The sequence below is a fragment of the Pseudomonas sp. NPDC087336 genome (genome assembly GCF_044744285.1).
Lineage (GTDB): Bacteria > Pseudomonadota > Gammaproteobacteria > Pseudomonadales > Pseudomonadaceae > Aquipseudomonas.
The window spans coordinates 162,232-173,648 of record NZ_JBIUYA010000014.1 but is presented as its reverse complement, the minus strand read 5'-3'; the positions used below and the strand labels follow the sequence as shown (position 1 = coordinate 173,648).

The window sequence follows — 11,417 nt, the reverse complement described above, 5'->3', positions numbered from 1 at the left end:
CCGTCCAAGGCCTTCGAGGCCAAGGACGGTGAAGATTTCAAAGACCCGGTTTCCAGTGGACCGTAAGGCTGCTCCGCTTAAGTGAACAGCATTACGGACCAGGTCCGGGTTTTTTATGGCCTGGCTTCGATCAATGCAGGATCTGGCTCAGGAACAGCTTGGTGCGTTCGTTCTGCGGGTTGTCGAAGAAGTCGTTCGGCGCGGCCTGTTCGACGATTTCGCCCTTGTCCATGAAGATCACGCGGTTGGCCACGGTACGGGCAAAGCCCATTTCGTGGGTCACGCAGAGCATGGTCATGCCGTCTTCAGCCAGGCCGATCATGGTGTCCAGCACCTCTTTCACCATCTCGGGGTCGAGTGCCGAAGTCGGTTCGTCGAACAGCATGATTTTCGGTTTCATGCACAGCGCACGGGCAATCGCCACACGCTGTTGCTGACCGCCGGACAGTTGCCCCGGGTACTTGTGCGCCTGCTCCGGAATGCGTACGCGCTCCAAGTAGTGCATGGCGATTTCCTCGGCCTTGCGCTTGGGCATCTTGCGCACCCACATCGGCGCCAGGGTGCAGTTCTGCAGGATGGTCAGGTGCGGGAACAGATTAAAGTGCTGGAACACCATGCCGACTTCGCGGCGGATCGCTTCGATCTGCTTGAGGTCGTTGGTCAGCTCCACGCCATCGACCACGATGCGGCCCTGCTGGTGTTCTTCCAGGCGATTGAGGCAGCGGATGGTGGTGGACTTGCCCGAACCCGACGGCCCGCACAGGACGATCCGCTCGCCTTGCTTGACGTTGAGGTTGATGTCCTTGAGTACGTGGAACTGGCCGTACCACTTGTTCACGCCCTGCATCTGGATAATGCCTTCAGGGCTCACAGGCTTCTTGATTGCTTCGCTCATAAAAAGAACTCCTAACGCTTGTGGCCTGTGTCGAGCTTGCGTTCCAGATGCATGGAATAGCGCGACATACCAAAACAGAAAATCCAGAACACCAGGGCGGCGAACACGTAGCCTTCAGTGGCCATGCCCAGCCATTTCGGGTCGGCGGCGGCTTGCTTGACGCTGTTGAGCAGGTCGAACAGGCCGATGATGATCACAAGGCTCGTGTCCTTGAACAGCGCGATGAAGGTGTTGACGATGCCGGGGATCACCAGCTTCAGGGCTTGCGGCAGAATCACCAGGCCCATGCTGCGCCAGTAGCCCAGGCCCATTGCCGCGGCGGCTTCGTACTGTCCTTTAGGGATCGCTTGCAGTCCGCCGCGCACCACTTCGGCCACGTAGGCCGATTGGAACAGGATCACGCCGATCAGCGCCCGCAGCAGCTTGTCGAAGTTCATGCCTTCGGGCAGGAACAACGGCAGCATCACCGAGGACATGAACAGCACCGTGATCAACGGCACGCCACGCCAGAATTCGATGAAGGTCACGCAGACCACACGAATCGCCGGCATGTTGGAACGACGCCCCAATGCCAGGACAATCCCCAGCGGCAACGCACCGGCGATGCCGACGGTGGCGATCACCAGGGTCAACATCAGGCCGCCCCATTGGCTGGTTGCCACGGCGTCCAGACCCAATACGCCGCCATGCAGCAGGCACCAGGCAATGATCGGATACAGCACCAGGAAACTCAGCCCGTACACCGCCTTATGGTGAAAGCGCGAGATGAACAACGGCGCGACGCCGACAATCGCCAGCCACACCGTCAGGTCCACGCGCCAGCGCAGTACCGGCGGGTAGTAGCCGTACATGAACTGGCCGAAGCGCTGCTGGATGAACACCCAGCAGGCGCCCTCCTTGGTGCAGTCGGCCTGGGAGGTGCCGACCCAGTTGGCATCGAGAATCGCCCACTGCAGTATCGGTGGCACCACCAGGTAAATCAGATAGAACGCAAACAGGGTCAGCAGGGTGTTGAGCCAGCTGGAGAACATGTTCGCGCGCATCCACGCCATCGGGCCGAAGACCTTGGCCGGCGGTGGCATGTCGGGTTTGAAAGTATGAGTACTCATGCGCTATTCCTTACCGCTCGATCAGCGCAATGCGCTTGTTGTACCAGTTCATCAGCAGGGAAATGCTGATGCTGATCGCCAGGTACACGCTCATGGTGATGGCAATCACCTCGATCGCCTGGCCGGTCTGGTTCAGCACCGTGCCCGCGAACAGCGACACCATCTCCGGATAACCGATACCGGCCGCCAGCGAGGAGTTCTTCGCCAGGTTCAGGTATTGGCTGGTCAGCGGTGGAATGATCACGCGCAGGGCTTGCGGGATGATCACCTTGCGCAGGGTCGGACCATTGCGCAGGCCAAGGGAATGCGCCGCCTCGGTCTGGCCGTGGCTGACCGACTTGATGCCCGAACGCACGATCTCGGCGATGAACGCCGCGGTGTACACCGTCAGTGCCAGGGTCAAGGCCAGCAGTTCCGGGATCAGCACCCAGCCACCGACGAAGTTGAAGCCTTTGAGCTGCGGCATTTCCCAGTGCACGGGCGCGCCGAAAATCAGTGCGCACAGGGCCGGGATCACCAGGAACAACGCCAGGCCGACCCAGAACTTGTGGAACGGCTCGCCGGTGGCTTCAAAGCGCTTGTTGGCCCAGCGGGTCATCAGCACGATGGCGACGATGGCCACGACGATGCTGATCACGAACGCCCAGAAACCATCGGCCATCAGTGCCGCCGGCATGTTCAGGCCGCGGCTGCTGACGAAGAAGGTGTCGCCGAAGTTGTGGCTGTTACGCGGCCCCGGCATGGTCAGGAACACCGCGAAGTACCAGAACAGGATCTGCAGCAGTGGCGGGATGTTACGGAAGACTTCCACGTACACCGTCGCCACCTTGGCGATGATCCAGTTCTTCGACAGCCTGGCCACGCCGACGATGAAGCCGAGGATGGTCGCCAGGATCACGCCGATGAAGGTCACCAGCAAGGTGTTGAGCAAGCCGATGACAAACACCCGGGCATAGCTGTCCGCTTCGGTGTAGTCGATCAGGTGTTGAGCGATGCCGAACCCGGCACTGCGCTCCAGAAAGTCAAAACCGGAGGTAATGCCCCGGTGTTGCAGGTTGGTCTGTGTGTTGTCGAACAGATACCAGCCTAGCGAGACCACCCCGACAATGGTGATGATCTGGAATACCCACGCACGCACTCGTGGATCGCTGAGGCTGAGCCTCTGCTTTGGTGCGCCGATTGAATTTTGCATGAAGTGCCCCGCAAAGAATGGAACAGAACATCACCCGGTGGTTGGCCCACCGGGTGATAGAACCATCAGCGCACTGGTGGTGCGTATTGAATGCCGCCAGCGTTCCACAAGGCGTTCAGCCCGCGGTCGATTTCCAGCGGAGTGCTCTTGCCGAGGTTTTTCTCGAACACTTCGCCGTAGTTGCCGACTTGCTTGACGACCTGCACGACCCAGTCTTTCTTCACTTTCAGGTCTTTGCCGTATTCACCGTCGGTGCCCAGCAGACGAGCGACGTCCGGGTTCTTGGTGGCCTTGGCTTCGGCTTCGACGTTCTTCGAAGTGATGCCTGCTTCTTCAGCGTTGAGCATGGCGTAGCCAACCCAGCGCACGATGGCCAGCCACTCGTCGTCGCCGTTACGCACGACCGGGCCCAGTGGCTCCTTGGAAATGGTTTCCGGCAGCACCACGTAATCCTTCGGCGAGGCCAGCTTGCTGCGCTGGGCGAACAGCTGGGACTTGTCGGAGGTCAGTACGTCGCAACGACCGGATTCCAGCGACTTGGCGCTCTCGTCGGAGGTGTCGAAAGTGATCGGGGTGTATTTCAGACCGTTGCCACGGAAGTAGTCGGAAACGTTCAATTCGGTGGTGGTACCGGCCTGGATGCAGATGGTCGCGCCGTCCAGCTCTTTAGCGCTCTTGACGCCCAGCTTGTTGTTGACCAGGAAGCCGATGCCATCGTAGTAAGTGATGAAGCCAGGGAATTTCAGACCCATGCCCGCATCACGGGAGCTGGTCATGGTGGTGTTGCGCGACAGGATGTCGATTTCGCCCGACTGCAGCGCGGTGAAGCGCTCCTTGGCGTTCAACTGGCTGAACTTGACCTTGGTCGCGTCGCCGAACACGGCAGCGGCCACGGCACGGCAGTAGTCGGCATCGATACCGACGATCTTGCCGGTGGAATCCGGAACCGAGAAACCAGGCAGGCCATCGCTGACGCCGCACTGTACGAAACCTTTCTTCTGCACTGCATCCAGGGTCGCGCCCGCCTGAGCGAACCCACTGACGCCGAGTACCGCGGCTGCAGTCACGACTGCCAGGGTGGATTTCAACATCTTCATTCAAACCTCCAGTTTTGCTCTTGTTGTGTCGGAGCGTGAGTCCAGTCGCACCCTTTTGAGGCGGTGGTGACCCGTGTTGGCTTTTTTGAGGGTCAACCGACGTAGGACCGTAGCCATGAGTCTAGTAGGAGAAAATCCACATAAAGGACAACTCACTTCTCACCAATCGGCCGAACGGGCTGTAGCCCTTTTACGTTCGCGAAGCCCGTAGCGGCCACTGGCGAACATCCATTACCGGATTCTTTTGCTATCCCACTGCCAACAATGGCCTGATAGTGTTACCGACAGATGTGGGATTTTCGTACCAACATCCCTATAGCAAAGCCCGTACCACACCGACCGCTTAAGCGGTTAAGCGACAGGTCAATAGCAAAACTTGTAACCTTGCGACATCTTCGTAACTGATCAACCAGGCGCGCACTCGCACCTCGCACTCAATCAGCGCGCACGCACATATTTGGAGCAGCCATGACCAATCCCTTGATTCTTGAACCCGTCAAGACCGCAGATGCCTGCGTGATCTGGCTGCACGGCCTGGGCGCCGATCGCTACGACTTCCTGCCGGTGGCCGAAGCGCTGCAGGAAACTTTGCTGGGCACACGCTTCGTCCTACCCCAGGCACCGACCCGCGCCGTCACCATCAACGGCGGTTACGAGATGCCAAGCTGGTACGACATATTGGCCATGAGCCCGGCCCGCGCGATCAACCCAGAGCAACTGGAAGAGTCGGCCAACTGGATAATCGAATTGATCGAACAACAGCGCAGCAGCGGAATAGACGCCTCGCGAATTTTCCTGGCAGGTTTTTCCCAGGGCGGCGCCGTGGTTCTACACACCGCGTTTGTGAAATGGCAGGGACCGTTGGGTGGCGTACTTGCCCTCTCTACTTATGCACCGACCTTCAGCGATACGCTGGAACTGTCCGCCAGCCAGCAGCGCATTCCGGTGCTGTCGTTGCATGGTCAATACGATGACGTGGTGCAGAACTCGATGGGACGTAGCGCCTACGAGCATTTGAAACAGCGTGGTGTCACCGTGGCATGGCAGGAATACCCAATGGGCCATGAAGTGTTACCCGAGGAGATTCGCGACATCGGCGTGTGGCTCGCCGAGCGCCTGCGCTAAACAATCATGTTTAAAAACGCCCTTTGATCCATCCCTCTACGCCGCGCCCGATTCTTGCATTACACTGGCCGGCGTACATTCCTTAACCAATTGATGAGATGACCGTGCTCAAAGCACTCAAGAAAATGTTCGGTAAAAGCGAGACTGAGCAACTCGCGCCAGTCCCCAGCGCTCCTTCTCACGCCCCCAGCCACCGCACCGACGGTAGTCAGCCTGGCCGGACCGCCGCCGTAGCGGCACCGAAACATGAGCCTGCGAGCATGCCGGCCGACCAGCCTGCGGTGGTCACTGCCCCCGAGCAGCCACGCAGCGAAACACCAAAACCCGCCAGCCGCCGCCGCGAACCCAAGCCAAAAGCGCCGGTCATCCCGTGGAAACTCGAAGACTTCGTCGTCGAACCCCAGGAAGGCAAGACCCGTTTCCACGATTTCAAGCTCGCCCCCGAACTGATGCACGCCATCCAGGACCTGGGCTTCCCGTACTGCACGCCGATCCAGGCCCAGGTGCTGGGCTTCACCCTCGCCGGCAAAGACGCCATCGGCCGCGCGCAGACCGGTACCGGCAAGACCGCGGCCTTCCTGATCTCGATCATCACCCAGCTGCTGCAGACCCCGCCGCCGAAAGAGCGCTACATGGGTGAACCGCGCGCGCTGATCATCGCCCCGACTCGCGAACTGGTGGTGCAGATCGCCAAGGACGCGGCCGACCTGACCAAATACACCGGCCTGAACGTCATGACGTTCGTGGGTGGCATGGACTTCGACAAGCAGCTCAAGCACCTCGAGGCCCGCCACTGCGACATCCTCGTGGCCACGCCGGGCCGCCTGCTGGACTTCAATCAGCGCGGCGACGTGCACCTGGACATGGTCGAAGTGATGGTGCTGGACGAAGCCGACCGCATGCTCGACATGGGCTTCATCCCGCAAGTACGCCAGATCATTCGCCAGACCCCGCCGAAGTCCGAGCGCCAGACGCTGCTGTTCTCCGCGACCTTCACCGAAGACGTGATGAACCTGGCCAAGCAATGGACCACCGACCCGGCAATCGTCGAGATCGAATCGCAGAACGTGGCCAACGAAAACGTTGAGCAACACATCTACGCGGTGGCCGGTGCCGACAAATACAAGCTGCTCTACAACTTGGTCACCGACAACGGCTGGGAGCGGGTCATCGTCTTCGCCAACCGCAAGGATGAAGTGCGACGCATCGAAGAACGCCTGGTGCGCGACGGCGTCAACGCCGCGCAGCTATCGGGTGATGTGCCGCAACACAAACGTATCAAGACCCTGGAAGGTTTCCGCGAAGGCCACATTCGCGTGCTGGTCGCCACCGACGTGGCCGGTCGCGGCATCCACATCGACGGCATCAGCCACGTGATCAACTTCACCCTGCCGGAAGTCCCGGACGACTACGTGCATCGCATCGGTCGTACCGGTCGTGCCGGCGCCGACGGTGTGTCCATCAGCTTTGCCGGTGAAGACGACTCCTACCAGCTACCGGCCATCGAAGAAAAGCTGGGGCGCAAGATCAGCTGTGAAACACCACCGACCCATCTACTGCGGCCGATTGAGCGCAAGCGGCCGCACTGAGTACCGTTGCAGGAACAAGCGCAGCCGGAAACGGACTGCGCTTTTTTTTCGCCCGGAGATTGCCAGCGATAACTAAAAGTCCATAATGGACAAATTAGTTTACATCCAGCTCCCGGAGCCGACCATGCCCAGCACCCCCTACGTGATCAATCAAACCCAGGCCCGCGAGTTGCTGGCGCAGGTCGACGTGCCGCAAATCCTGCGCAAACTGTTCTGCGACCTGGCCGCCGGGCAAGCGGTGCAGCCGGCACAGCAACTGGTGGAATTTCCCCAGGGTGCCGGCGACTTCATCAACTACCTGGGTGTGCTGGCCGAAGACGGCGTTTACGGGGTCAAGACTTCGCCCTACATCGTGCGCGAACAAGGCCCCCTGGTGACCGCATGGACCTTGCTGATGTCGATGCAGACCGGCCAGCCGCTGTTGCTGTGCGATGCCGGCGAACTGACCACTGCCCGGACTGCGGCGACGACGGCGGTGGCGGTCGACGCCCTCGCGCCGCTCAATGCGAGCCGCCTGGCAATCATCGGCAGCGGCAAAGTGGCCCAGGCGCACCTGCATTACGTGAAAGGCCTGCGCGACTGGCAAAGCATCAGCCTGTACTCGCCAAGCCTGAGCGAAGACCCTGAAACGGTGAGCCTGCTCAAAAGTATCGAGCCACGCTTGAGCATTGCGCAAAGTCGCGAAGCCGCCATCACCGACGCCGATGTCATCATGCTCTGCACTTCGTCCGCAGGTCCGGTGATCGACCCGTCGACCCTGGGCAAACCGGCGCTGATCACCTCCATCAGCACCAACGCGCCGCGCGCCCACGAGGTGCCGCCGCAGAACCTCAATGCCATGCAGGTATTCTGCGACTACCGTGTGACCACCCCGGGTTCGGCCGGCGAGATGCTGATTGCCGCTGAACAGCATGGCTGGGATAAAAATGCGATTGTCGGCGACCTGGCCGACCTGCTCAGCGAGAAGGTGCAGCGCCCCGACTACGACCGCCATGTGTTCTTCCGCTCCATCGGGCTGGGCCTGGAAGACATTGCGCTGGCCAATGCCATCTACCGCCTGCAGCACTAAGCCCACAGAGAATCCTCACAACATTGTCATTTGCGCCCCATCAGGAGACGTTCATGAGCCAGGCAGACTTCATCATCATCGGCGGCGGGATTGCCGGCGCTTCCACCGGTTTCTGGCTGTCGCAGCATGGCCGCGTGATCGTGCTCGAACGCGAGTCCCATCCGGCCTATCACTCCACCGGTCGTTCCGCGGCGCTGTACACCGCCGCCTATGGCACGCCGCAAGTTCGGGCGCTGACCCAGGCCAGCCGGGATTTTTTCGACGCCCCACCCGCCGGTTTCTGCGAACACCCGTTGCTGACCCCGCGCGGCGAAATGACCGTGGACTTCACCGGCGATCCGGCCGAACTGAACAACCAGTACCTGAGCGCCAAGGCCACGGTGCCTGAAATGCAATTGCTCAGCGCCGAAGAGGCCTGTGTGCGCCTGCCGATCCTGCGCCGGGAAAAAGTCCACGGTGCGATCTACGATCCGACTGCCAGCGACATCGACACCGATGCCCTGCACCAGGGCTACCTGCGTGGTATCCGGCGCAATCAAGGTGAAGTTCATACCGACGCCGAAGTCCTGAGCCTGACCCGTGATGCCGCAGGCCTGTGGCAGGTACAAACCCAGGGTCAGACCTTCAGCGCACCGGTGATCATCAACGCCGCTGGCGCCTGGGCCGACAAGATCGGTGAAATGGCCGGTGCCCGGCCACTGGGCCTGCAACCCAAGCGTCGCGCCGCGTTCATCTTCGCCGGCCCCGAGGGTGTGGACATCCATCATTGGCCGATGCTGGTCAGCCTCGACGAATCCTTCTATATGAAACCCGACGCCGGGATGTTCCTCGGTTCGCCGGCCAACGCCGACCCGGTCGAACCCCACGACGTGCAACCCGAAGAACTGGACATTGCCATGGGCATCTACCAGATCGAGGAAGCCACCACGCTGACCATCCGCCGCCCGACCCGAACCTGGGCCGGCCTGCGCAGCTTCGTCAGCGATGGCGACTTGCTGTCCGGTTTCGATTCGCAGGTGCCGGGGTTGTTCTGGGTGGCGGCACAAGGCGGCTACGGCATCCAGACCTCTCCGGCCATGGGCCAGGCCAGTGCCGCGCTGGTGCGCGGTGAACCCCTGCCCGAACCCCTCACCCGTTTCGGCCTGAATGCCGGGATGCTGTCCCCTGCACGCCTGGGTTGACTGTTGTCCTCAGGTGACGCGCCGACTCGATTGCGGCACACTTTCAGCGTCCTGTTTACGGGGCGCTGAAGCTGCCCGGAGCCCCATTGTATGAACGCACCTGAACAAGACCCGGCCCTGAACGAGACGTCCCTGGATAACTTCCGGGCTATCGCCGACGCCATCGCCACGCTGTTTTTCCCCCACGCCGAGGTGGTGCTGCACGATTTGCGCACGCAAAAGGTCGACTACATCGCCAACAACCTGTCGAAACGGGAAATCGGCGATGATTCGGCATTGGAGGACATGCTCAGCGACGATGTCAGCGAACGCAACATCGGCCCGTACGAAAAGCTCAATTGGGATGGTCAGAAGATTCGCAGCCTCAGCACCGTGCTGCGCGACCGCGAGGGACACCCGCTGGCGGTGCTGTGCATCAACCTGAATATTTCGCTGTTCGAGAATGCCAAGGCCGCGCTGGACTTGTTCCTCTCGCCGACCAAGCTGATTCCGCAGCCCGATTCACTGTTTCGCGATGACTGGCAGGAGCGGATCAACACCTTCCTCCACGCCTGGCTGCGCGAACGCCAGCTGAGCCTGAACCTGCTGACCCGCGACCACAAACGCGAACTGGTGCTGGCCCTGCACGCCGAAGGCGCCTTCAAGGGCAAGAGTGCATCCAATTATGTGGCCAATGTACTGAACATGGGCCGGGCGACGGTGTACAAGCATTTGAAGGAACTCAAAGGCTGATACATGACTGGGAACCCTATGCACCTGTAGGAGCCGGGCTTGTCGGCGAAGGCGATCTCATGGACGCCTTCGCCGGCAAGCCTGGCTCCTGCGGGTGTACGTGTGTGCGGACGTGCGTTTAGCGTTTATTCAAGCGCCGCCGCCGGCCCGAAGAACTCGTAACGGCTCTGCTTCTCGGGTACGCCGAGCGCCTTGAGGTGACGCTTGACCGCCGCCATGAAGCCTTTTGGCCCCAGGAAGTAAGCATCCAGGTCACGCTCTTCGGGCAACCAGGCGGCCAGTTGTTCCTGGCTCAACAGCCCGACCTTGTGCGCTGGCGGGCTGACACCGTCATCTTCGGCGTAGCAGTAGAAACGCTTGAGTTGCGGGTGACGCTCGGCCAGCCCGTCGATCCAGTCGCGGAAGGCGTGGACGCTGCCGTTGCGCGCGCAGTGGATAAAGTGCACAGGCCGCTCGGTTTCCAGCGCCGCTTCCAGCATGGCCAGGGTCGGGGTGATGCCGACGCCGCCGCTGATCAGCACCAACGGTTTGTCGCTGGCGCTCAGGGTGAACTCGCCCGATGGCGGGAACAGCTGGATGCTCGCCCCTACATGCAATTGATCGTGCAAGTGATTGGAGGCTCGCCCGCCGTCTTCGCGCTTGACGCTGATGCGGTACTGGCCCTTGTTCGCCAAGGCGGACAGCGAATAGTTACGACGAATTTCTTCGCCATCGAGGATCAGTTTCATGCCGATGTACTGGCCAGGCTCGGCAGCCAGGATCGCGCCCTTGTCAGCCGGCTCGAAATAGAAAGAGGTGATTTCCGCGCTTTCCTCGACCTTGGCCACCACGATGAAATCCCGGGCCCCGCGCCAGCCACCCGGTGCCTGCTCTTTCTGGTCGTAGATGCTGGATTCGGCACCGATCAGAATGTCCGCCAGTTGGCCGTACGCCGCCCCCCATGCCGCAATCACTTCAGGGGTAGCGATTTCTTCGCCCAGCACCTCGGCAATGGCACGCAGCAGGCAGCTGCCGACGATCGGGTAGTGTTCCGGCAGAATCTGCAGGGCCACGTGCTTGTTGATGATCTTGGCCACCAGGTCGCCCAACTGATCGAGCTGGTCGATGTGGCGGGCGTACATCAATACACCGTTCGCCAGGGCGCGTGGCTGGTCACCGCTGGCCTGATGAGCCTGGTTGAACAGCGGACGGACTTCTGGGTACTCGGACAACATCATCCGGTAGAAGTGAGTGATCAGCGCTTCGCCACCGCTTTCCAGCAATGGCACAGTGGACTTGACGATGGCACGGTCTTGAACGCTCAGCATAAGGTGACTCCTGGGCAACGGGGTTTCTTAACAGTTGCCTTAGTCTTATCAGTTTCCATGCCAACTATTAAATCGTTATAAATCAACTACTTAAAAAGGCAATAGTCATAACGACACACAG

10 protein-coding genes are annotated in these 11,417 nt (G+C 60.6%); 5 read left to right on the top strand and 5 right to left on the bottom strand.

What is annotated here, in order from left to right; translation table 11 throughout:
• Nucleotides 1–130: 130 nt before the first annotated feature.
• The 4 genes from ACIO0C_RS16505 to ACIO0C_RS16490 form a co-directional block, all read right to left on the bottom strand.
• Complete coding sequence (locus ACIO0C_RS16505) at nt 131–895, bottom strand: amino acid ABC transporter ATP-binding protein (protein WP_007905492.1); 765 nt, start codon at nt 893–895, stop codon at nt 131–133.
• Nucleotides 896–906: 11 nt separating this feature from the next.
• Nucleotides 907–2,004, bottom strand: a complete 1,098-nt coding sequence (locus tag ACIO0C_RS16500) for an amino acid ABC transporter permease (RefSeq protein ID WP_057713401.1) — start codon at nt 2,002–2,004, stop codon at nt 907–909.
• Between the two features lie 10 nt (nt 2,005–2,014).
• Nucleotides 2,015–3,196, bottom strand: coding sequence for an amino acid ABC transporter permease (locus tag ACIO0C_RS16495; RefSeq protein WP_401313785.1), 1,182 nt, complete (start codon nt 3,194–3,196; stop codon nt 2,015–2,017).
• Between the two features lie 65 nt (nt 3,197–3,261).
• A complete protein-coding gene (locus ACIO0C_RS16490; RefSeq protein ID WP_401313783.1) occupies nt 3,262–4,293 on the bottom strand; it encodes an amino acid ABC transporter substrate-binding protein in 1,032 nt (343 codons plus the stop codon).
• 468 nt (nt 4,294–4,761) lie between these two features.
• Here ACIO0C_RS16490 and ACIO0C_RS16485 point away from each other — a divergent pair, with 468 nt between their 5' ends.
• From ACIO0C_RS16485 to ACIO0C_RS16465, 5 genes are all read left to right on the top strand, one after another.
• Nucleotides 4,762–5,418, top strand: coding sequence for an alpha/beta hydrolase (locus ACIO0C_RS16485; RefSeq protein WP_401313780.1), 657 nt, complete (start codon nt 4,762–4,764; stop codon nt 5,416–5,418).
• 98 nt (nt 5,419–5,516) lie between these two features.
• Complete coding sequence (gene rhlB / locus ACIO0C_RS16480) at nt 5,517–7,007, top strand: ATP-dependent RNA helicase RhlB (protein WP_401313778.1); 1,491 nt, start codon at nt 5,517–5,519, stop codon at nt 7,005–7,007.
• Nucleotides 7,008–7,131: 124 nt separating this feature from the next.
• On the top strand, nt 7,132–8,076 hold the full coding sequence (locus ACIO0C_RS16475) for an ornithine cyclodeaminase family protein (protein ID WP_401313776.1): 945 nt from the start codon (nt 7,132–7,134) through the stop codon (nt 8,074–8,076).
• A gap of 53 nt (nt 8,077–8,129) precedes the next feature.
• Entirely contained in the window at nt 8,130–9,257 is a 1,128-nt protein-coding gene (locus ACIO0C_RS16470) for an NAD(P)/FAD-dependent oxidoreductase (RefSeq protein WP_401313774.1), read from the top strand.
• Between the two features lie 90 nt (nt 9,258–9,347).
• On the top strand, nt 9,348–9,989 hold the full coding sequence (locus ACIO0C_RS16465) for a transcriptional regulator (RefSeq protein ID WP_180205767.1): 642 nt from the start codon (nt 9,348–9,350) through the stop codon (nt 9,987–9,989).
• A gap of 125 nt (nt 9,990–10,114) precedes the next feature.
• Here the strand turns inward: ACIO0C_RS16465 and hmpA are convergent, their stop codons facing one another.
• Nucleotides 10,115–11,296, bottom strand: coding sequence for an NO-inducible flavohemoprotein (gene hmpA, locus ACIO0C_RS16460; protein ID WP_401313772.1), 1,182 nt, complete (start codon nt 11,294–11,296; stop codon nt 10,115–10,117).
• Nucleotides 11,297–11,417: the final 121 nt, after the last annotated feature.

Bases quoted from the DNA above. Each gene is read 5' to 3' on its own strand.
- ACIO0C_RS16505 (WP_007905492.1), bottom strand. From the start codon at position 895: ATGAGCGAAGCAATCAAGAAGCCTGTGAGCCCTGAAGGCATTATCCAG.
- ACIO0C_RS16500 (WP_057713401.1), bottom strand. From the start codon at position 2,004: ATGAGTACTCATACTTTCAAACCCGACATGCCACCGCCGGCCAAGGTC.
- ACIO0C_RS16495 (WP_401313785.1), bottom strand. From the start codon at position 3,196: ATGCAAAATTCAATCGGCGCACCAAAGCAGAGGCTCAGCCTCAGCGAT.
- ACIO0C_RS16490 (WP_401313783.1), bottom strand. From the start codon at position 4,293: ATGAAGATGTTGAAATCCACCCTGGCAGTCGTGACTGCAGCCGCGGTA.
- ACIO0C_RS16485 (WP_401313780.1), top strand. From the start codon at position 4,762: ATGACCAATCCCTTGATTCTTGAACCCGTCAAGACCGCAGATGCCTGC.
- rhlB (WP_401313778.1), top strand. From the start codon at position 5,517: ATGACCGTGCTCAAAGCACTCAAGAAAATGTTCGGTAAAAGCGAGACT.
- ACIO0C_RS16475 (WP_401313776.1), top strand. From the start codon at position 7,132: ATGCCCAGCACCCCCTACGTGATCAATCAAACCCAGGCCCGCGAGTTG.
- ACIO0C_RS16470 (WP_401313774.1), top strand. From the start codon at position 8,130: ATGAGCCAGGCAGACTTCATCATCATCGGCGGCGGGATTGCCGGCGCT.
- ACIO0C_RS16465 (WP_180205767.1), top strand. From the start codon at position 9,348: ATGAACGCACCTGAACAAGACCCGGCCCTGAACGAGACGTCCCTGGAT.
- hmpA (WP_401313772.1), bottom strand. From the start codon at position 11,296: ATGCTGAGCGTTCAAGACCGTGCCATCGTCAAGTCCACTGTGCCATTG.